Here is a 21,299-nt window from a genome sequence, read left to right on the forward strand (position 1 = left end):
GGCAGACCCTCGCGCAGCACAAGAGCGGAAGGAGGACCATGCGTCAGACCATCCTGGTCGTCGAGGACGATCACGGCCTGCGTGACGTCCTGATGCGCGGACTGCGCGACGAGGACTTCGACACCGTGCCCGCGCCGGACGGCGCCACCGCTCTGCGGCTGGCCGGGGCCGACATCTCCGCCGCCGTGCTCGACATCGGACTGCCCGACGCCGACGGGCGGGACGTGTGCCAGGCGATGCGTGCGAACGGGTTCCTCTCCCCCATCATCTTCCTGACCGCTCATCACCGGCTGCCCGACCGGCTGGCCGGGTTCTCCGCCGGAGGCGACGACTACCTGCCCAAGCCGTTCCATCTCGCCGAACTCGCCGCCCGCCTGCGGGCCGCCCTCAAACGGGCCGCGCCGCCATCTGCCGCCACAGCCGGAGACCTGTTCCTGGACGCCGTCCGGCACACGGCCGGCGTCCGAGGCACCCGGGTCGATCTGACACCCACCGAGTTCCGTCTCCTGGCCGCACTCATGACGGCCGACGGCGGTATCGTGCGCCGCCGCGAACTGGTCCGGGCGGCCTGGCCCGAGGGCGCCCAAGTCCATGACAACACCCTCGACCAGTACCTCACGCGGCTGCGCCGCAAGCTGCGCGAGGCGGGCAGCGACCGGACGATCGGCACGGCCCGCGGAATCGGCCACCGCCTGACATGAGCGGATTCCACCCACGGCCCGTCTCCCTCAGCCGGCTGGCGCCCCGCACACTGCGCGGCCGGCTCTCGCTCGTCGCCCTCACCACGGCCGCACTGCTGATGCTGGTCCTCACCGTCGCCTTCAACGTCGTGGCCGGCCACCGCCTCCAGCACCAGGCGGACGACGAACTGCGTACCCGCGCCGCGGCCGTCGCGACGACCATCGACACCAGCGGCAGGACGGTACGTGTCCTGGAGACCTCCCACGACGAACTCCTCGACACCAACGTGTGGATCTACGCCGGCCGGCACCTGTTGGAACAGCCTCCGAAAGCCGGCCACTTGACCCGGGTCGCCGACGCCCTCGCCGGGCAGGGCGGGCGACGGTGCGTCACCGCCGACGTCCGCGGCCCTCTCCGGCTGTGCTCGCAGCCAGTGCCCGGTGGCGGGAGCGAGGCCTCGGTGGTCACGGCGTTGGACCTCTCCCCCTACCGGAGTTCGGCCGACACGCTGCTCCTGGGATCGATCGCCCTGGACGTCGTGATGCTCGCCTGCACCTACGCCCTGACCCGGCTCGCGGTAGGTCGTGCGATGCGCCCCGTCCGCACGATGACCGACCAGGCCACCCAGTGGAGCGCCGTCACCTCCGAGGAACGCTTCGGCAACACGGGACACCCGGCCGAACTCGCAGGCCTCGGCACGTCGTTGGACGCGATTCTGGACCGTATCCGCACCCTGCTGCGCCACGAGCGGCAGCTCACCGGAGAACTCTCGCACGAGCTGCGTACGCCCCTGAGCCGCATCATCGCCGAACTCGACTGGTGGCAGAGCCGTCCGCGTAGCGACGCCCAGACCCGCGCCACCCACAAGGTCATCACGGATGCCGCCGAGTCCATGCGCACCATCTGCGACACCCTCCTGGACGACGCCCGGGGCGGCACACTCTCCGCACCGGGCACCTCGAAGGTCCTGCCCGCACTGCGGCGCCTCACCCAAGTCCTGGACACGCCCGACCACTTGACTGTCACCACCGACGGCCCGCAACTGGAGGCCGGAGTCCCGCCGGCCCTGCTCGAACGCATCGTCAGCCCGCTCCTGGCCAACGCGTCCCGCTACGCCCGCTCCGGCATCGCCGTACGCGCGTACCGCGCACGCGGTGGCGTACGGGTGGACATCGTCGACGACGGGCCCGGCGTACCGGCCCCCTTCGCAGGACAGCTCTTCGAACCCGGTCAACGCGCCGATCCCGGCGACGGACACCACGGAGCGGGCCTGGGACTGCCATTGGCGCGACGCCTCGCCCGCTCCGCCGGCGGCGACGTGATCTACGACCCCGCGCACACACCGGGGGCCCGGTTCGTGATCACTCTGCCTGCCGCCTGACGCCGAGCCCTCCCCCGTGTCACAGCACGACGTCGTGCCTGATGTCCTTGCGAGAGGCGGCCAGGTAGCCGACGAAGCCGAGAATGGCCACCGTCCAGGACAGCGTGACCGGCCCCAGACCCAGGTCGAGTCCGCCTCGACCACGGCCGACGGCCATCCAGTCGGCGACAGAGGCACCGAGCGGGCGAGTGATGACGTAGGCCGCCCAGAACGCGACCACCGCGTTCAGACCGCCCCATCGGTGAGCCGCGGCCGGAACCGCTATCGCCGCGGCGTACAGGATCGCGGAGCCCAGGTAGCCGAGGCCCATCGTGGCGGTGAGATCCCCGGCGGCGGTGCCCAGTGCGAACGTGGCCAGCACAGCGGCCCAGTAGAAGATCTCTCGGCGCCGGGTGCGGATGCTGTGGATCGACAGCGTGCCCTCGCTGCGGTACCAGAGGGCGAAGACGGCGGCCAGCGCGGCAATGAAGAACGGTGTCGACAGCGCGTACGGCACTCCGAGCCCGACGTGCAGGACGTCGGCGGCCATCGTGCCGAACACACTGACCATGACGATCGCCGTCCAGTAGATCCAGGCCAGGTACCGACGAGCGGCGAACTGCACCACCAGAGCGGCGACCAGACCGATGCCGCCGAGGCCCACAGCAGGGATCGGACCGAACACGTGGGCCAGATAGTCGGAGGCCGTCTCACCCATACCGGTCGTCAGCACCTTGATGATCCAGAAGTAGACGGTCACCTCCGGCACCTTGCTCGCCGCGTGCAGTCCATGGCGCAAAGGCCGGTTGTCCGTGAGGTGATCAGTCGTCATGTCACGCACGATGACACGACGTCCGACGGTTGCCCCAGACCCCTTTGCCAGAGCTTTGGCGCTTCTGGTGCCTGAGTTTTCCGAGGCGGGTCCGAGCCTGAACACAACCTGAACGCAATGGCAGATGTGCTGGTCAGCGGCGCGTTCCGGTGATATCCCCGGTCTGCCCGCACTGCCGGAGCGGAGGGGTCGCCGGGATCACCGGCGGTCCCGATCGGACGATGTGGAGGCGCACGAAAAGTGTCCCTCCACATCGTCGGGGGTGGCGGCGGTCAGTTCTTGCCGAGGAGCCGCCAGATCTGGTTCCTCTTGGTGCTCAGTACGCTCGCCGCGTCGCAGGTCCACTGGTGGACCAGCGCGCCGGCGGTGGTCGAGACGCCGGTGACGTCGACGCACTTGCCGCTGTGGACGGCGACCAGTTGGTAGTCGTGGCTGTTGCCGAGCGCGGTGACGGGGTTGAGGGTGAACTGCTGGTTGGTGGCGCCGTTGCAGGTGTACTGGATGACGGCGGCGCCGTCGGCGGTGGACGCCCCCGAGGCGTCCAGGCACTTGCCGCTCAGCTCGTTGACCACGGTGTAGGTGTTGGTCCTGCCGCTCACCGGCTTGAGGTCGAGCATCTGCTGGTAGCCGCCCTCGCAGTAGTACTGCTGGTACTGCGTGCCGTTGGCGGTACTGACACCCGTGTCGTCCAGGCACTGGCCGCTGTTCTGGCTGACGGCGACCGTGGAGACGGTGGTGTTGGACGGGGGCAGCAGGGTGACGGTGTAGCCGTCCTTGGCGTTCGTCCACGGCAGGCTCACCGAGGCGGCGTTGCCGCTGACCGTGAGGGTGGTGTCGGAGATCGTCTCAGGGCCGGTCACTGCTCCCCCGCTGTTGTACGGGATGCGCTGGACGACGGCACGGACCTGGCCGTTCGTCACGACGGACGTGGTGTTGAGCCCGGTCAGGTTGACGGTGACGGTGCCCGTGTTGCCGCTGCTGCCGAGCAACACCTTGGCGTTTCCCGCCGAGTTGTCCTTGGTGGCCAGGCCGTCGGTGCCGGTGCCGGGGGTGAGCTTGACGATGTTGCCGGTCTGCGAGCCGTAGTAGCGGTACATGAACCACTCGCCTAGCGGCAGGTACTGGCCCGCGCTGTTCTTGGTGAGCAGGTTGGCCTCGTTGTCGTGCAGCGCGGTGCCGGAAGCCCAGTTGCCGCGCAGTCCGTCGGCGCCGGCGCGCTCCAGGCGGCCGATGAACCAGGCGCCGCCGCCCGGGGACTGCATGGACAGGGTCGCGTACTCGTTGATCTGGTAGGCGCGGGTGTGGGTCAACCCGGCCGCCGCGAGGGTGGAGTCGGCGCGGCCGACGTCGGTGGCGGGGTCCCCGGGTTCGTCGTGCCAGCTGTAGATGTCGGGGGCGACGTTGTTCGCCTTGATGTAGGTCAGGTACGTCGTCCACCAGCTGTTGGAGGAGTTCGGCTGGCCGGCGATGCTGGGACCGACGATGAGCTGGGCGGGGAAGGCGGCGCGCACCTTGGCGTAGAACCGCGACCACATCTGGAGGTACTGCGTCTGTGACGCGCCCCAGAAGCCGCTGCCGTCGGGCTCGTTCCACAGGTCCCACTGGACCGTCATGTTGTTGGCCTTGACGTCACTGATGAGCTGGGTGACGAAGGCGTCGAACTGGGTCCAGTCGCCGTTGTCTCCGGGCCAGCCCTGAGTGGTGGTGCCGTCGGCGCCCCACAGGTCGTGCGGGAGGAGGACGAAGGTGCCGCCGAGGGCGGCGGTGCGCTTGTACTGAGCGAGAGTCGAGGCCCAGCGGGTCTGGTAGTCGGCGAGGCTGGTGGCGTAGCCGCCGTTGTTGAGCTGGGCGCCGCCGGCTCGCATGAAGTGCCACTTGATGTCGGTGAAGAAGTGGTCCTGCGGCAGCGAGCCGCCCGGGGTCATCCCGTAGATCATGCCGGAGGCGTGGTAGGTGGGGGCGCCGCCGGCGGTGGAGAAGTCGACGGTGACGGAGGTGTCGGCGGCCTGCGACGGGGTGGCGGGAAGGAGGGTTCCGGCCAGTGCGGCGAGCAGGGTGACGAGGGCCGCGGCCGCTCGGCGGCCGGGGTGGTGTCCGCGTGGTGTTCCGGGTGGCGCTGTGGGGTGCATGGCGGCTCCTGTGTGAGGGGGTGCTCCCTGGGCGGGGGCCGCCCAGGTCGTCTGTCAGCCGCCGATGGCCTCGACTGTCTCGGCCCGTCGCAGTTCGTGGGCCTCGGCGAGCAGGAGATAGCTGCTGGCGGTCCAGGTGTAGGCGCGGTCGCGCAGTCCCGCGCCGGTGAGGGCGTCGAAGTTCTCGGCGAAGCCCGACGTCTCGCACAGGGCGCGGAAGCGGGCGCTGATCTCGTCCGCGAGCCGGTCGTGTCCTGCGCGGCGCAGGCCGTCCTCGATCAGGACCGTGGACGGGGCCCAGATCGGGCCGCGCCAGTAGCCGTCGTCCAAGTAGTGCGGTGACGTGGGCAGTTCGGTGGCAAGGCCGTGCGCGGTGAGGTGGGCCTCGATGCGGCCCGCCAGGGCGGCACCGATGTGGTCGGGCAGGTGCTCGCCGAGCGCGACGGGCATCAGGTCGAGCAGGCTGGAGCTGGTCCAGGTGGCCCCGCTCTGTGCCGAGCGGGCGACGAACCGGTCACCGGTCCACAGCTCGTCGAGCAGCGCCGCCTGCGTCGCGTCGACTGTCCGGGTCCACTTGCGCGCGTCGTCCTTCCGCCCCAACTCCTCTGCCAGTTCGGCGAGTTCGCGGAGTTGGAGGACGAGGAAGGCGGACAGGTCGGCGCTGACGATCACGCGCTCGGGGTCGAAGGTGGTGGCGTTGTCCCAGCCGCTGTCGTTGCCGTGCTGGTAGTGCGGGAGGGCGGCACCGGGCGCGCGCCGCATGGTGAGCCAGAAGTCCGTCCAGCGGACCAGCCGGCCGTACACCTCGGTCAACTCCCGCTGCCCCAGCGGCTCGGGAAGCCGTCGGCGCAGGTGGCGCAGGGCCCACCCGTGGATGGGCGGCTTGACGAAGTTGTGCAGGATCTCCGAGTGCGCCACCGAGTCGGGCAGCGCACCGGTCTCGTCCTGGTGGTCGAAGGGCAGCGAGAACTGGTCCAGGGCGAGCCCGGGCGAACCGGGCGCCAGGGCAAGGGCGTTGAAGCAGTGGTCCCAGCTCCACACCTTGTCCATCCAGTGCTTGGACATCAGCACGGCGGGCCGGGTGACGAAGCCCCGCGGCCGGACCGTCGCCGACCAGAGCACGTAGGCGGCGAGTTCGGCGGCGGGAGTCTCGGAGGTACGCCAGGGCGCGACCGAGTCGGCGAAGGCTGCGAAGGCGGCACGCGCGGTGTCGACGACCTGGTCGAAGGGTGTCGAGGACCGGTAGGGGCGGCGCGCGGTCTCGTACTCCTCGACCGCGGCCTCCCAGACCGTGCCGGTCTCGGCGCCGATCGTGACACCTCGCGCGGCGCTGCCCAGACTCTGCGTGCCGGACGCCTCGGTCACGGTCCCCGACAGCACCGTGACGCGGTAGCGGCGGCCGGTCTCGTACGAGGTGAACACGTAGGCGCCCGTGCCGGGTTCGGGGTAGAAGTAGGTGCCGCTGAACGGGGTCAGCACGGTCGCCGCCGCGCCGATGTGCAGAGCCGGTCCGCTGCCGCGCAGGCGTACGGTGTCCGGTGATTCGTAGGCGAGATCGATACGGCCTGCGGCGCCGGTCCAGCTGAGCAGGCCCGGCGTCGCGTGCGGTGTGGTGGCGGCGCGCCTGCCGGTGGCCGGGTCGAGCGGGACGAGGCGCAGCACGGCGTGCATGCCGTTCTGGTGCGAGACGAGGTGCAGGTCTTCGGCGTACGTCTTCTCCGCCACCACGGGTGAGATGCCGAACCACGACCCGCTCGTGCTGAACGGGATGTCGTGGACGGAGAAGGCCGGGCCGGACAGGGCGGCGGTCATGCAGTGTGACTCGTTTCTGGGGCAGGGGTGATCGGCACGTGAGCAGGGGTGCTCGGCCGGCCGACTGACAGGCGGCTGGAAGGGGGACGGGGTGGCGGTGTCAGTCCTTGACGGCGCCGGCTGTCACACCGGCGGCGACGTAGCGCTGGGCGAGGACGAGGATCACCGCGGCGGGCAGCGAGGCCACGACGGCGGTCGCCATGATGGCGTTCCACTCCTGGTTGTTGTTGCCGATGTAGTGGTAGATGCCGAGGGTGATCGGCTCGTGGGCGCCGCCGTTGGCGAGGGTGCTGGCGAAGACGAAGTCGGACCAGGACCACAGGAACGCGAACAGCGACACCGTGACGACGGAGTTGCGGCTCATGGGCAGCACGATCGACCAGAAGGTGCGCACGGGCCCGGCCCCGTCCGTCTTCGCGGCCTGGAGGAGTTCGCCGGGGATGCCGGACATGAACGCGGTGAAGATCAGCACGGCGAACGGCACGGCGAGCGTCGAGTCGGCGACGATCAGGCCTGGCACCGATTGGAGCAGGCCGAGGCTGAGGTAGATGGCGTAGAAGCCCATCGCCATGATGATGCCGGGGATCATCTGGGCGACCAGGAAGAGGAAGCTGAGCACGCCGCCGCCGCGGGGGCGGAGTTTGGCCAGGGCGTAGCCGGCCGGTGCGGCCAGGGCCACCGTCAGTACGACCGTGCCCAGACCGATGACGAGGCTGGTGCCGAGGTAGGGCAACTGCTGGTCCAGGACGGCGCGGTAGCCCTCCAGGGTGCCGTGCAGGGGGATCAGGTCGGGCGGGCTCTTGCGCATGTCCTGGTCGCGGGTGAAGGACACGTTGAGCATCCAGTAGACCGGGAAGAGCATCACCGCGGTGAACAGGACGCCGAGGGCCGTCTGCCACCACGTGCGGCTGGTGCGCCGGTTCGCCACCGTGCCGTTCGTGACCGTCCTCTTCATGACCGTGCTCTTCATGACAGTGCCTGCTTCCGCTGGACCCTGACGTAGACCAGTCCGAACACCAGGGCGGCGACCACGAGCAGATTGCCGACGGCCGCTCCGGGGCCGAAGGCGGGCAGCATGTTGCCGAAGCCGAGCCGGTAGGACCAGGTGGCGAAGGTGGTGGAGGAGTCGGCGGGGCCGCCCTTGGTCATGATCCAGATGATGTCGAAGACCTTGAGTGTGTAGACCAGGCCGAGGAGGAGGGTGATCGCGGACACCGGGCGCAGCAGCGGGAAGGTGATCCGCCAGAACCGCTGCCAGGCGTTCGCCCCGTCGAGGGCGGCGGCCTCGTAGAGGCTCGCGGGGATGGACTGCAGCCCGCTGTGCAGCACCACCAGGTTGAACGGGACGCCGATCCAGATGTTCGCGATGATCACCGAAGTCAGCGACCAGCCCGGTGCGGTCAGCCAGTTGACCGGATCGACGCCGACAGCGTGCAGGGCCGAATTGACCACGCCGGAGTCGCTGTTGAGCATCCACGACCAGGTGGACGCCGACACGATCAGCGGCAGCAGCCACGGTACGAGGAAGAGGGCCCGCAGGGTCGCGGAGAGCCGGAAGCGCTGGTTGAAGAAGACCGCGAGGGCCAGGCCGATGGCGTATTGGAAGAACAGGCACACGGCCGTGAAGACCACGGTGTGCAGCAGGGCAGGGGCGAAGGTCGGATCGTCGATGACGGTGCGGTAGTTGGCCAGGCCCGTGAAGGGCGCGTCGCCCTGGACGAAGGACCGGACCGTGTAGTTGCGCAGGCTCAGGTCGATGTTGCGGTAGAGGGGATAGGCGTAGAAGAGGACGAGGTAGAGGGTGACCGGGGTGAGGAAGCCCCAGGCGGCCCACTGCTGGGAGGTGGGGCGGCGGCGTGCCCGTGGCGGTGCGGTGGGGGCCGCACCGCCGGCGTGGCGCACGGGCCGCCGGTGCGGCACTTTGGTCGTATGGCTCATCAACGGGCTCTGATCCCTGGCTACTTGACGGCGGACTGCGCCGCGGCCAGCGCGTCCTTCGGTGACTGCGAACCGCTGAGCGCGGACTGGACCGCCTTCCACAACTGCTCGGAGATCTTCGGGTACTTGGTGCCCAGGTCGTCACTGGTGCGCCCCTTGGCCGCCTTGACCGCGTCGACCCAGGGCTTCAACTCGGCGTTCGCCGCGACCTGTTTGCCCTGCACCTCGGAGGTGGGCGCCACGTAGGACAGCGTGGTGTCGGTGGTGAGGAGGTTGTCGGTACTGGTCAGGCAGGTCACGATCTTCTGGGAGGTGGCGTAGCGGTCGGTCTTGCTCTGGACGGGGATGGTGACGAACTCGCCGCCGGTCGGGGCGGACGCGCTGCCGCCGTCAGCGGCGGGGACGGGGACGACGCCGTAGTCGAAGCCTGCCTTCGCGGCGTTGGCGAGCTGCCAGGTGCCGTTCTCGCCGAACGCGTAGTCGCCGCCGGCGAACTCCTGCCAGCTGGTCGTCTGGGTGTTGTTGAGGACCGAGTTGGGGGCGTATCCGTTCTTCAGCCAGTCCTTCCACAACGTCAGCGCGGAGACGGCCTGTTCGGAGTCGAGCGCGGTCAGCTGGGCGCCCGATCCCCAGTACCAGGGCAGGAACTGGAAGGTGCCCTCCTCCGTGCCGATCGCGGAGAACGTGATGCCCTTCTTGCCGGCCTTCTTGACCTTCGCGAGCGCCGCGGTGAGCGACTTCCAGTCCTTGACCGAGGCGATGTCGACCCCGGCCTCCTTCAGCACCTTCTTGTTGTAGTAGAGGGCGAGGGTGTTGGCGCCGATCGGCGTGCCGTATGTCTTGCCGCCGGTCTGTCCGGCCGCGAGGAGGTTGGCGTCCACCTTCGAGGTGTCCAGCTTGTTGTCCTCGGTCGTGGTCAGGACGCCGGCCTCGGCCAGGGTCGACACCACCGGGTTGTCGACGATGAGGACGTCGGCGGAGTTGTCCTGCTGGGCGGCGAGCAGCGCCTTGTTCGACAGGTCGCTGGTGTCGAACGCGGTCCGCTTGATCTTCACCCCGGCCTTGGTGCCGCAGGTGTCGAGCAGCTTTGCCCAGTCGGAGGTCTTGTCGAACTGCGGGTAGGGGTCCCAGATCGTGTACGTGCCGCTGTCGGCGGCCTTGGTGCCGGCGCTGCCCGAGCCGGAGGAACAGGCGGTGGCGGTGCCGGCGACGGCGAGGACGGTCACGGTCGCTGCGGTGATTCGGAGCCGTCTGACGGAGCTGTGCATTGCGCGTTCCTTCGTTTTTGGCACGGGTGTGCCGCGGGAGGGTGACGAGGGGGGAAGCGGGCATGCCGGACAGCCACGGCGAGCGGTGAGGTCGGCTCGTACGGCGAGAGGGACGCGCGCCGTCCGTGGTCAGAAGGTGGTGCCGACGGCAGACGTCAGGAGGCGTCGACCGACGGTGTGGCGGTGGCGGGCCCCGTGCTGGCGCGGAGCGAGATGGGCGGCGTGAGCAGGTGGTGCCGGGGCGGTGCGTCGGGGTGGTCGAGACGTTCGACGAGGAGGTCGACGGCGTGGCGGCCCATCTCCTCCGCCGGTACGTCCGCCGCGGTGAGCTGCGGGGTCACCGTCTCCGCCCACCGGCTTGCCACGACTCCGGTGACGGAGAAATCGCGCGGTACGTGCCGGCCGGCCTGGGCGAGCCCCCGGTACAGGCCGCCGAGCGCTGCCTCGTTGAGGGTGACCAGGGCCGTGGTGGCCGGGTCGTCGTGCAGGATCTGTTCCAGGCAGGCCTGGCCGGACGCGGCGTCGTCCCCGCAGCGGTACGTGCGCACGGTCAGCCCGCGTTCGGCCGCGGCCTTCGTGAAGCCGTCCACGCCGCGGTGGGCGGACTCGTATCCGGCCCGCCACAGCTGCTCGGGGCGGTTGACGAAGGCGACCTTGCGGTGGCCGAGGTCGGCGAGGTGATGGACGCAGGCCGCCGCCAGCGCGGTGTGGTCCAGGCCGACCCACCAGGTGCCTTCGGGGTGCGCGGTGCGGCCGATGGCGACGGAGGGGAAGTCGAGGGCGGCGAGGTGATCGACCCGGTCGTCCTCCAGTCTGATCTCCATCAGGATCGCGCCGTCGACGCGCCGCTCCCCCAGCAGCCGCTGGAACGAGCGGTCGCTGTCGACACCGCTGGGAGACAGCAGTACGTCGTAGTCCCGGGCCGCGGCCGCCTCCACCACGCTGCCGATGAAGTCGAGCTGCATCCCGGTGTAATGGTTGCCGGCCGGCGGGAAGACCAGGCCGATCGTGCTGGTCCGGCCGTTGGCCAGGGCGCGCGCACTGGCGTTGGGCCGGTAGCCCAGTTCGTCGATGACCCGCTGGATCTTGCGGCGGGTGTCCTCCGACACGGAACGCTTGCCGCTCAGCGCATAGGACACGGTGCTCCGCGAGACACCGGCCCGTCGGGCGATCTCACCGATGTTCACGGGCACTCCTTGGAGGGATCGAACCGGTTCGATTCGGCGGAACCGACTGTCGAACCGGTTCGCGTGAAGTGAAGGTAGGAACAACCCCGGCGACTGTCAACACCTCTGGCAGCACTTCTCGTAACGGCCACGAAATCCCGTACTGCAGGCCGCAACTCCCTGTGCCGGAGGTATTGCTAGCGGATTTCCGCGGTGCTAGCTTCCCGACCCACCAGTATCGAACCGGTTCGACCACCGTCGCCGTACGTAGTCCCGGTCCCGACAGGGCGAGTTCGCGAACCGCGTCCCTCCGACCGGCAAGGAAGGGGAGCCGCCGCTGTCAGGGGCGGGGCGGGCGCGTGACGGTGTTGAGGTAGAAGGCGTCGATGCTCTGCACGGCACGCTCGAACTCGTCCAGGTTGACGGGCTTGCTCACGTAGGCGTTGGCATGGCTGCTGCAGGCACCGGCGACGTCGTCAGGAGCAGTCGAGGTGGTGAGCACGACTACGGGGATGGTCTGGAGGTCCTCGTCCGCCTTGAGGATCCGCAGGAGGTCACGTCCGTTCATCCGAGGCATGTTCAGGTCCAGGACGATCAGATCGGGGCGCGCGCTGGCGGCATTGCGCAGATGTTCCAGCGCGGCGACTCCGTCGGTGACCTGGACCAGGTTGCGGGCTCCGCGTTCGCTGAGGGCTTCCTCGATGAGCAGGGCATCGGCCATGTCGTCTTCGACGAGGAGAACGTCGAAGGGCCGTGCGGGGGTGGTCATCATCGGATGCTCCAGGGGTGCTTCGTGAGAGTGGTGGAAGAGACCCGGCCAACGGCGGCGCGCACCCTGCCGGGTCAGACCGCAGGCGGCCCCGATCTGCGGGTAACCGGCGCCCGCGCGGGCCGCGGACACAGCGGCGGCGCGTTGGAGACGTTCGGCGGCCTGCTGGAGTTGGTCCAACAGGTGCAGATGAGTCAACGCCTGCGTTGCGTCCCCCTCCCGAGAGGACGGGGCATCGCCCAGCAGTTGGAAGGCGAGACGCCGGGCAAGGCGGTCGACCACGGCGTCCGCGACGGCTGCCGTCTCCTCGGGGGTGGTCTGCAAAGCGAAGTCCTTGCCAGGCATGGCCCGACCCTAGGCCCAGGGCTGATCGTTCGACAACCGTTGTTGTCGAGCACCCTCTACAGTGACCGCTGCCCCCGTAAGTTGCAGGCGGCCATCACAGCGGAGGGGTACTCGGGATGAGCGGGAGCACGAGAGCACGTGCGGGGGCCTTCTCCACCTGGACGACCCGCCGGTGGCTGCGCGTCGGGGCGGTCGTTTCGCTGACGGCTCTGACTCTCCTGGGAGTGACGGGAGCATGGATGCTGCACCGCACGGCATCCATCAGCGCAAATCTCGTGAACGTGAAATCTCCGGCCCTGAGCACGGCGCTGCAACTCGAATCGGCGGTGCTCAACCAGGAGACCGGTATCCGCGGCTACGGCCTCACCGGCACCGCCGACTTCCTCACCCCCTACCGGCAGGGGCTCACCGACCAGGCGACCAGCACCGCACGCCTGACAAGGCTTCTCCACGGTGACGAGGCCGGCCTCATGGACCTCAAGGCAGTACGGGATGCCGCGGAGACCTGGCAGTCGAAGATCGCCCGCCCGATCGCCGCCGCACCAGCCGGAATTCCCTCACCCCTGGCCGCCGAACGCGCCGCGCAAGGAAAGAAGGACTTCGACGCGCTCCGTGCCGCCCTGGCCGGCCAACAGAAGCGGCTGCGTGCCGAGCGGGCACAGGCCGCAGCAGACCTCTCGTCCACGATGACACTGCGGAACTGGGTCTTCGCCGCGATCGCGGCCGTCATCGCGGCCCTGAGCGTGCTGGTCTTCGAAGGACTGCGCCGCGGCATCACCGCGCCCCTGGGGCAACTCGGGGCGGACGCCATCGCCATCGCCAACGGTGACTCCGGCCATCCCATTACCCCCACCGGGCCCGCGGACCTGCGCCGGCTCAGCGGCGAGATCGACTTCATGCGTCGGCGCCTGGTACGGGAGTTGGCGTTCGCCGAAGAGGCCCGGGTGAGGCTCCACGCACAGGCGGCCGACCTGCAACGCTCCAATGCCGAACTGGAGCAGTTCGCGTACGTCGCTTCCCACGACCTTCAGGAGCCGCTGCGCAAGGTCTCCAGCTTCACCCAGCTCCTCCAGCGCCGCTACGGCGGCCAACTCGACGCCCGAGCCGACCAGTACATCGACTACGCAGTCGACGGCGCGAACCGCATGCAGGTCCTCATCAGCGACCTCCTGGACTTCTCCCGCGTCGGCCGCGTCCACCACGAACTCCACGAAGTCGACCTCGCCACGGTGCTACGACAGACCCTGTCCTCCCTGAGCGTGAGCATCGAGGAGAGCGGGGCGACCATCACTCACGATCCGCTGCCTTCACTGATCGCCGACACCACGCAGATGGGCATGCTCTGGCAGAACCTGCTCGGCAACGCCGTCAAATTCCGCCGCCCCGACCAGCCACCCGAGATCCACATCTCAGCCGCCGAGGAAGGCCCGTTGTGGCGGTTCTCGGTGACCGACAACGGCATCGGCATCGGTCCGGAGTACATCGACAAGGTGTTCGTCATCTTCCAGCGGCTGCACACCAGGGACGCCTACGACGGCAGCGGCATCGGCCTGGCCATGTGCAAGAAGATCGTCGAATTCCACGGCGGCGCCATCTCCGTGGACCCGGATTACCGGGACGGCACCCGCATCACCTTCACCCTCGCCAGCAAGCCCCCCAAAGCGATAGACCCCGCGGCCATGCCTGAAGCCACTCGCGCCGACACCGGGCAAGGACCCTGACCCCTCAACCGCGCCAATTCGCTTCGCACGCACAGAGGTTGTCCGGTTGTGTACGCGCCCGCCGCCGTCCTCCGCAGGCGCTGCAGGCCCATGAACAACGGTCCGCCGACTCGCCCGCGGCCGACCGGCGACACCGCAGGGTCCCCAGCGGCTGTCCGACCGCGAACCGCTCGCCGAGGGGCTGTGCACGTAACCCGGCCCATCGCTGGTCGTCGTCCACGTCCCACCGCTCGACCAGCGCGTTCAGCGGCTCGTCTCGTACCTGGTCAGGACCACGCCTCCGGGAAACGTCCGTGTCTCCACCAGGTTCAGGTTCGTCCCGTTGTCCAGCGCGGCGAAGAACGGATTGCCGCCGCCCACCAGAACCGGATGGGTGACGATCGCGTACTCGTCGATCAGTCCGGCCCGCATCGCCGCCCCTGCGATCGCTGCGCCCCCGACCCTCATCGGCCCACCGTCCTCGGCCTTCAGCCGAGTGATCTCCTCAACCGCGTCGCCGGTGACCAGGCGAGTGTTCCAGTCGACCTTGTCGAGCGTCGAGGAGAACACCACCTTCGGGGTGTCGCGCCAGTTCCGCGCGAACTCGATCTGCGCTGGGGTGGCATCCGGCTGCTGGTCGCCGGTCGGCCAGTAGGAGCTCATGGTCTGCCACAGCTTGCGCCCGTACAGGAACAGGCTGATCGCCCGTTCCTCGTCGAGCCACCACTGGAACAGCTCGTCGCTCGGACTGCTCCAGCTGAGGTCGTCGCCGGGCGCGGCGACATAGCCGTCCAGGGACAGGTTCATGCCGTAGAGCAGTCTGCGCATGGCGCCGGCCTTCCGTCAGGTGGGGCTGGGAAGTCTAGACGGGCCTTGACGCCGCATCCGACTCGGCGCCTGGAGGGGCGGCGTTCACACGCCGTGGTCCAGCTCCAGCTCCCGCTTGAGGTTGCGCAGGGTCGTCTCGATGTTGCGAGCCTGGTACTCGGCGAACGTCTTGCCCGAGGTGGCGATCCGGTCGAAGACGTTGGCCACGAACGTCGGCCACGACCGCCGATCATCCGTCCAGGTCTCCGTCACCCGCGTGCCCTCACCGGCCGGCTCGAAGCGGTACTCCCAGGTGGCGATCGGGCCACGCAGACGCGGGCGGGTACGCCCGATGGCGTGGACACGGAAAGCGAAACTGCTGCCCGGATCGGCCGCCGTGACCGTGCATCGCGTCACCCAGCGGAACCCGCCGCGCTTGTTGCGCCCGACGAACGTGGTGCCCAGCGTGGCGTTCCCGTTCGGGCCCGTTACCGTGCCCAGGTTCTCCGGGCTCCACCGCCCCATGTCCCCAAGGCGGCTCACGGCCCGGTAGGCGGCCTCCGGCGGAACGCCGATGACGATGCTGTCGCTCACGGTGAACACTCGGGTCACTGCGTCGCCTCCTGCCGAGAACACGAAATTACCGCCGAGTAGGAATCATGGCATGCGCCCGACGAAGCCGAAGGAAGCGGGCAGCGGCGAAGGGTCAGGGGGACAGCGCGGACCATGCCTGCCACGCCGTGTGAAGGTCGGTGTGCCAGTGCAGGCGTCCGTCCTCGGCCGTGTGGGAGCGAAGCAGGTCCGGGGCCAGCAGGTGGATGGTGCGGGGGCCGTCCGGCCAGGGCGGTAGCGGCAGGAACTCGTCCATGGACAGCCACAGTTGCCGCAGGTCGAGTACGACGACCGTCGCCTCACCACAGCGAGCGGTCAGCTCCGCCCGCAGGACACCGCTCGAGACCGCGGTCAGCCGGCCCGCCGCCGCGCACCACACCTGAGTGCCCGAAACCGCGAGGACCCGGACACGGAAGAGTGCTGACATGTGCTCCGTCCTCTCTCGACTGGTCTCCACTGCTCTCGAGTGCGTAAAGCACTGGGGCATTGCTGAGGGGCGGGACTGTTGTCCCGCCCCTCATCTCCTCCCCGTCACAGGAGTCGTAGGGCCGGACACCACGTCGTCGGGTTTCCGGCCTGGCTGGAGGCCCGTCAGCTGGTGGGCATGAGGACGGTGTCGATGATGTAGACGTTGGCGTTGGCGGTCTTGACGTTGCCGCAGACGACCTTGGCGGAGTCGTTGACGGTGTACGACTCGCCCGAGCCGGCCGTGGTGACCTTGGCCTTCTCCAGGGTGTCGAAGGAGCCCTTCTCCAGGTCCTTGGGGGTGAGCTGCTGACCGACGACGTGGTAGGTGAGGATCTTGGTCAGCTGTGCCTTGTCGGCCAGGACCTTGTCGAGGGTGTCCTTCGGGATCTTGGCGAAGGCGTCGTTGGTGGGGGCGAACACCGTGATGTTCTGGGCGTTGTTGAGGGTGTCGACCAGACCGGCCTTCTTCACCGCCGCCACCAGCGTGGACAGGGCGGGGTTGTTGGAGGCGGCGGTGGCGACCGGGTCCTGGGCCATGCCGTCGAAGGAGCCGGAACCGCTCTTGGGGACGGCCGCGCAACCGGGGCCGAAGGGCTGGTCGGACGTCGTCGCACCGGCACCCGCCATGCTGTCGTCCGATGCGGACGCGGAGGCCTTGCTGGACGTGTCGGACTTCGCGGAGTCGGAGTCACTGCCGTTGTCGCCGCAGGCGCTGAGGGCGAACGGGAGGACGGCCGCGGCGGCGATGACGACGGCGGTACGACGGATACGGGTGTTCATGGTCAGTCTCCTGATGCGCACGCGGCGTGTGCCGCATGCAGACGGGGATGAGGAAGATCATTCGAGTTCAGGCGGACCGGCTGGAGGAAACCGTGAATTCCGCAGGGATTGCGGAGTGTTCGCGATTTCATCTCGTCCTCGGTCACATGGGGAATCCGGCCCAGATGGCCTGCCGGATTGGCCGTTTGCCCGATCGGATGAATCTTTTTCTCAGACCAATCCGCGGTAGGACCTGCTACGGATATATGAGAGTCCCGAATATGTGTCGGCCAGTTGCCCCGGTGAGGGGACTCCAAATCGCCAGGTCTCCCATGCAGATGACCAGTACCCAGCCATCAGAAATCTCAAGAGCCGTCCCAAATCCCCCGGCAGGTTTCTGCGCCGTGACATGAACGCGTGTCGCCGAACACCCTCTCTGCACGGCGCTGTTCGGGCCACCGCAGTCTCCGTCCCCACCGCAGACACACAATGATTCAGTCACCGGTAGCCGTCAGCGGGCGGCCTTCCGGTGACGGGTGAGGACAGCCGCGCCGACCCGTTCCACCGACAGGCACTCCAGTTCCGTATGAGGGCCGTCGGTGGGGAAGAGCCGCTCTCCCGTGCCCAGGACGCTGGGGAAGGTCAGCAGCCGGTACTCGTCGATCAGGTCCTCGGCCATGAGTTGGCGCACAAGGCTGAGGCTGCCGGTGATGACCACGTCGCGAGGTTCGCGCTTGACGGCGTCGACGAGGTCGCCCGCGAGGACCCGCGAGTTCGCCCACGCCTCGGTGTCCGCGTCGGAGAGCATGCGGGAGGCGACGAGTTTCGGGACCGCGTTCATGCGCTGGGCGAAGGGGTCTTCGCGTCCGGGCCACAGTCGCGAGAAGAGCTGCCAGGTCGCGCGCCCGAGCAGCAGGACCCCGTCGTCCAGGGTGCGGCCGAGCCGGAACTTGTCCCCGGCGACGGCTTCGGGGCCGTAGCGAAACGCCCAACCGCCCAGCGGCGTGCCCGCGGAGCCGTCGGGGTCGGACACGATCCCGTCCAGGGTGATGAACTCGATGACGATGACGCTCACGGTGAATCCTTCCGATCGGATGCTCACCGGTACATACCGGCGGAACCTCCCGGACTCATCGCTCCCGTGAGAAATCGTCGGAGAGAATCTGCCGCGGCACCTCGAAGGCGTCGAAGACGCGCGGGTCGGCGAAGACGACGTTGTGCCTGACCTGGCCGCCGGTGACGGTGAGGACCTGGAGGGTGTGCAGCCGGTGCCCGCCCGGCTCAGGCGCGTACGCCGCGAGCGTCGGCTGCCCGTTCGCCGTGAGTTCCCGTACGAGCCAGCCGGTTCCGCGCATGCGGAAGACGCGGGCCAGGAAGCGGCCGTAGTCGCCGCTGCCCCGATACCACAGCGGGACCGGCGGCATCTCCAGGACAGCGTCGTCGGCCAGCAGCCGCACCAGTGCGGGCACATCGGCTGCCTCGAACGCCCGCATGTACCGCTGGACCACCGCCCTCGCCTCGGGATCGTCCGGCTCGCGCACCTCTTCGAGATCGGCCGCACCCGCGGCGGCGGCCCGTGCGCGTTGCAGCGTGCTGTTGACCGCCGCGACGGTGGTCCCCAACTGCTCGGCGACCTCGGCCGCGCTGAACTCCAGCACGTCCCGCAGCACCAGCACGGCGCGCTGCCGCGCCGGGACGGCCTGGACCGCCGCCACCCACGCCAGGCGCAGGTCGGCCCGTGCCTGCACATCGAAACGCGCGTCGGGAAACGGCTCGATCCAAGGCACCTCGAGGGCCGGCGTCAACGGCGCCTCCGGATCGGTGCTCGGCGTGCCGAGCCCGGACGGCAGCGGGCGCCGGCCGCGCCCCTCCAGCGCGGTCAGACAAGCGTTGGTCGCGATCCGGTACAGCCACGTCCGCACCGAGGCGCGCGCCGGGTCGTACCGCTCCCGGGCCTTCCAGGCGCGAAGCAACGTCTCCTGAACCACGTCCTCGGCCTCGTGGAACGAGCCCAGCATCCGGTAGCAGAACGTCAGCAACTCACCCCGGAACGGCTCGAAGTCCATCAGCGCATCATGCCGCACGCCGATCTCGACCCGCCCAACCCGGGCACCTCACTCGCCGGTCTCGCCGTCGATGAGAACACCGTGACCGTTCACTTCCCACTACGGTCCACCGTGCGCTGGAAGTACGGGGGCGAGGCGACGTCCATCGAACGGACGCTGTCAGGCGGGACGGCGCCCCGCACCCGAGGCGTGTCGGCAGTTCCATGGGATCGACCGGCCGGCACGTATTGCAATCTAGAGGTTATTGCGAACCTTTCGCAATAGTGGCCCTCGGATATCGGGCCATCCCCCGCGTATTCGGCCAGCAGTTGCCGTCGTGTTCGACACCGCGCTTGTCGGTGTCATGCCGCTCCGGAGCGGCGGCGGACCAGGCCGAACGCCGACCCTGCGGCGAGCAGAACCGCGAGTGCCGCGTAGCCATGGGTGAGAGTGGTGAGCGTGGCGACTGCCGCGACCAGCAACGGGCCGCCCGCATCACCGAGTTCGCGACCCAGTTCGGCGGCGCCCATCGTCTGGCCGAGGCGCTCGGTGGGTGTGGAGGCAGCGAGTGCCGCGAAGCCGAGCGGCGTGATCAGACCGGTGCCGATGCCGATCAGGGCCGCGCCGGTCAGTACACCGGTCAGGCCGGGAAGCATGGCGCAGCCCAGTCCGGCAGCGGTCAGCAGCAGTCCGGCGGTGAGGCCGCTGCGGATCGTCAGCCGTCCGTCGTCCAGGGCGTGCCCGGCCCGGGGCTGGACGATCGCCGCGCACATGGCGAGTACGGACACCGCGGCGCCCGTGGCCACGGTGCCCAGACCCGCCGTACGGCCGGAGACCGGGAGGAAGCCCACACCGACCGAGAGGGCGGCGGTCGCCGCCGCCAGTGCGGCGGTCGGAGCGAGGAACGCCGGATCGGCCAGCCGCCTCGCAAGGTCAAGTACCGTCTGCCGCGCCTTGGGCAGCGGCGGTACGACGGGCACGGCGAGCGCGGCCCAGGCGGCGACCGCCGCGCCGAGCACCGCCAGGACGATGAACAGCAGTCGCAGGCTCTCGGCCCACACCAGGACGCCGCCGAGCAGCGGTCCCAGGGTGTAGCCGATCGACTTGTAGAAGCCGTAACTGCCAAACGCCCGCCCGTGTTTCGCGGCCGGATTGAGGCGGGCCACCAACGCGGAGGCGGAAGGGGAGAACGCGGAAGCGGAGGCACCCTGTCCGAGGCGCGCCGCCCACAGCCAGCCGGGGCTGTCCGCCACGGCGTACACCGCGGAGGCCACGGCAAAGGCGACCAGGCCGCCGAGCAGCACCGGACGGGCGCCGATGCGGTCGGCGAGCGTGCCGAAGACCGGCTTGAGCAGCACCTCGGCGCCGTCGTACAGGGCCAGCAGGCCGCCGAGCACCATGAGGGAGGTGACGGCGTCGTCGGAATATCCGCCCAGGTTGGCGGCGATGCCGTGCGCGCCGAAGGCGGTGGTGAACCCTGCCGCGTACAGCGGCCACATCTGCCGGGCCGGTGCGCCTTGGGAGGCTGCCGGCGTGGTCATCGATCCTGCCCCTTTGTCTCGTGCAGGGCGCGGAAGACCTGCTCGGCGTAGTCGTCGCGGACGGTGACGCACTGCTTGAGGCGTGCCGCGGCCTCGGCGGTCTCCGGGGCGCCGAACACGTGGCGGTCGGTGAGGTCGCGGTGCCGGCGGCGCAGCCGTTCCAGGGACTGTTCCTCTTCCTCCCGCTCCCGCCAGACCGCGACCCGGTGCCGCGAGGGGCCTGCGGGGAGCTTGATCACGAGGGCCGGCCGGCGACTCCCCGGTTCGGCGTTCTTCTTCGTCACGCTGCGGAAAGTAGCAGGCGTTGCATTCATCGGCGCAGGTGACCGGATCGAGCGTCGGGCGCCAGGGGCTATTCGCCGGTGGTGCCGTCGATGGCCTCGCGGAGGATGTCCGCGTGGCCGACATGGCGGGCGTACTCCTCGATCACGTGCTCCAGGACGAACCGCACGTCGGTGTCGCCGAATTCCGGGTTCGGCACGATGCGCGCGAGGTCGACGGTCACCTTCGCGAACACCTGCCGCGACTCCTCGCACGCCTTCAGGTAGTCCGCGTAGACGTCCCTGGCCGGCGTGGCGTCCGACTCGTCGTACCACTCACCACCGTCAGCGGTCGTGTAGGTCCGATACGGGGAGAAACGAGGCCTCGTGCCGGCCAGCGTCCGTTGGAACCAGGCGCGTTCAACTCCCTGCAGATGACGCATGAGCCCCAGCGGGGTCAACGCCGACGATCCCACGGGGCATATCCGCAGTTGTGCGTCCGAGAGGCCCTCGCACTTCCACAGGAAGGTCGCTCGGTGGTAGTCGAGATTCGAGGCGATAACCTCCAACCACGGGCCCGACAGCGCACGTTCGGGCCGGACGATCTTCTGGACGACAGAGTCGCTCACGCTGGGGTCTCCCTACGGGGCATCAGGCTTTGCCTAGTTCGTGCGTGCCGACGAGCCGAGGATCGGGCGACGCCTGTACCAGCGTCTCTCTTCTCTGACACGCGCACCCAAGAAGACCTGGCGTCGTATCGGAACTCATCGCTCGGCAGCGGACTCGGCATGATTCGGCGTGGCACCC

At 69.2% G+C, this 21,299-nt stretch carries 20 protein-coding genes; 3 read left to right on the forward strand and 17 right to left on the reverse strand.

The features are described 5' to 3' along the window. Positions 1–38 precede the first annotated feature (38 nt). Together ACIQI8_RS43660 and ACIQI8_RS43665 are read left to right on the forward strand one after the other, a co-directional pair. A complete protein-coding gene (locus ACIQI8_RS43660) occupies positions 39–701 on the forward strand; it encodes a response regulator transcription factor (protein WP_402364355.1) in 663 nt (220 codons plus the stop codon). Then, a complete protein-coding gene (locus ACIQI8_RS43665) occupies positions 698–2,062 on the forward strand; it encodes a sensor histidine kinase (protein ID WP_402364358.1) in 1,365 nt (454 codons plus the stop codon). Before ACIQI8_RS43660 ends, ACIQI8_RS43665 begins: the two co-directional genes overlap by 4 nt. A gap of 19 nt (positions 2,063–2,081) precedes the next feature. Here ACIQI8_RS43665 and ACIQI8_RS43670 read toward each other — a convergent pair whose 3' ends face one another. The 8 genes from ACIQI8_RS43670 to ACIQI8_RS43705 form a co-directional block, all read right to left on the reverse strand. Beyond that, positions 2,082–2,873: a hypothetical protein gene (locus tag ACIQI8_RS43670; protein WP_402364361.1), complete on the reverse strand. Its 792-nt coding sequence runs from the start codon at positions 2,871–2,873 to the stop codon at positions 2,082–2,084. Between the two features lie 272 nt (positions 2,874–3,145). Then, complete coding sequence (locus tag ACIQI8_RS43675; protein WP_402364364.1) at positions 3,146–5,002, reverse strand: RICIN domain-containing protein; 1,857 nt, start codon at positions 5,000–5,002, stop codon at positions 3,146–3,148. A 54-nt stretch (positions 5,003–5,056) separates the two neighbouring features. Continuing rightward, on the reverse strand, positions 5,057–6,814 hold the full coding sequence (locus ACIQI8_RS43680; RefSeq protein ID WP_402364367.1) for an amylo-alpha-1,6-glucosidase: 1,758 nt from the start codon (positions 6,812–6,814) through the stop codon (positions 5,057–5,059). 100 nt (positions 6,815–6,914) lie between these two features. After that, positions 6,915–7,769: a carbohydrate ABC transporter permease gene (locus ACIQI8_RS43685; protein ID WP_402364475.1), complete on the reverse strand. Its 855-nt coding sequence runs from the start codon at positions 7,767–7,769 to the stop codon at positions 6,915–6,917. Positions 7,770–7,780: 11 nt separating this feature from the next. Then, positions 7,781–8,752: a carbohydrate ABC transporter permease gene (locus tag ACIQI8_RS43690; RefSeq protein ID WP_402364369.1), complete on the reverse strand. Its 972-nt coding sequence runs from the start codon at positions 8,750–8,752 to the stop codon at positions 7,781–7,783. Positions 8,753–8,772: 20 nt separating this feature from the next. Continuing rightward, a complete protein-coding gene (locus tag ACIQI8_RS43695) occupies positions 8,773–10,020 on the reverse strand; it encodes an extracellular solute-binding protein (protein ID WP_402364372.1) in 1,248 nt (415 codons plus the stop codon). A 155-nt stretch (positions 10,021–10,175) separates the two neighbouring features. Beyond that, positions 10,176–11,207, reverse strand: coding sequence for a LacI family DNA-binding transcriptional regulator (locus ACIQI8_RS43700; RefSeq protein WP_402364375.1), 1,032 nt, complete (start codon positions 11,205–11,207; stop codon positions 10,176–10,178). 319 nt (positions 11,208–11,526) lie between these two features. Then, entirely contained in the window at positions 11,527–12,300 is a 774-nt protein-coding gene (locus ACIQI8_RS43705; RefSeq protein WP_402364378.1) for a response regulator, read from the reverse strand. Positions 12,301–12,416: 116 nt separating this feature from the next. Between ACIQI8_RS43705 and ACIQI8_RS43710 the strand changes: the two genes are divergently transcribed. Then, positions 12,417–14,021, forward strand: a complete 1,605-nt coding sequence (locus ACIQI8_RS43710; RefSeq protein WP_402364381.1) for a CHASE3 domain-containing protein — start codon at positions 12,417–12,419, stop codon at positions 14,019–14,021. Between the two features lie 243 nt (positions 14,022–14,264). Here ACIQI8_RS43710 and ACIQI8_RS43715 read toward each other — a convergent pair whose 3' ends face one another. The 9 genes from ACIQI8_RS43715 to ACIQI8_RS43755 form a co-directional block, all read right to left on the reverse strand. Continuing rightward, positions 14,265–14,828 carry a dihydrofolate reductase family protein gene (locus ACIQI8_RS43715; RefSeq protein WP_402364384.1) on the reverse strand — a complete coding sequence of 188 codons (564 nt, stop codon included), beginning with the start codon at positions 14,826–14,828 and terminating at the stop codon, positions 14,265–14,267. Positions 14,829–14,912: 84 nt separating this feature from the next. Next, entirely contained in the window at positions 14,913–15,419 is a 507-nt protein-coding gene (locus ACIQI8_RS43720) for an SRPBCC family protein (RefSeq protein ID WP_402364387.1), read from the reverse strand. 94 nt (positions 15,420–15,513) lie between these two features. Beyond that, positions 15,514–15,846, reverse strand: coding sequence for a hypothetical protein (locus ACIQI8_RS43725; protein WP_402364390.1), 333 nt, complete (start codon positions 15,844–15,846; stop codon positions 15,514–15,516). A gap of 164 nt (positions 15,847–16,010) precedes the next feature. After that, positions 16,011–16,667, reverse strand: coding sequence for a fasciclin domain-containing protein (locus ACIQI8_RS43730; protein WP_402364393.1), 657 nt, complete (start codon positions 16,665–16,667; stop codon positions 16,011–16,013). A 490-nt stretch (positions 16,668–17,157) separates the two neighbouring features. Further along, complete coding sequence (locus ACIQI8_RS43735) at positions 17,158–17,721, reverse strand: dihydrofolate reductase family protein (protein ID WP_402364396.1); 564 nt, start codon at positions 17,719–17,721, stop codon at positions 17,158–17,160. Positions 17,722–17,776: 55 nt separating this feature from the next. After that, on the reverse strand, positions 17,777–18,730 hold the full coding sequence (locus tag ACIQI8_RS43740; protein WP_402364399.1) for an RNA polymerase subunit sigma-70: 954 nt from the start codon (positions 18,728–18,730) through the stop codon (positions 17,777–17,779). Between the two features lie 323 nt (positions 18,731–19,053). Then, on the reverse strand, positions 19,054–20,232 hold the full coding sequence (locus ACIQI8_RS43745; RefSeq protein ID WP_402364402.1) for an MFS transporter: 1,179 nt from the start codon (positions 20,230–20,232) through the stop codon (positions 19,054–19,056). Next, positions 20,229–20,516 carry a Chromate resistance protein ChrB gene (locus tag ACIQI8_RS43750; protein ID WP_402364405.1) on the reverse strand — a complete coding sequence of 96 codons (288 nt, stop codon included), beginning with the start codon at positions 20,514–20,516 and terminating at the stop codon, positions 20,229–20,231. The genes ACIQI8_RS43745 and ACIQI8_RS43750 overlap by 4 nt, the downstream gene beginning before the upstream one ends. A 68-nt stretch (positions 20,517–20,584) precedes the next feature. Then, on the reverse strand, positions 20,585–21,121 hold the full coding sequence (locus ACIQI8_RS43755; protein ID WP_402364408.1) for a DinB family protein: 537 nt from the start codon (positions 21,119–21,121) through the stop codon (positions 20,585–20,587). Positions 21,122–21,299: the final 178 nt, after the last annotated feature.

Origin of the sequence: Streptomyces sp. NPDC092369, from assembly GCF_044755245.1 — a bacterium.
Lineage (GTDB): Bacteria > Actinomycetota > Actinomycetes > Streptomycetales > Streptomycetaceae > Streptomyces.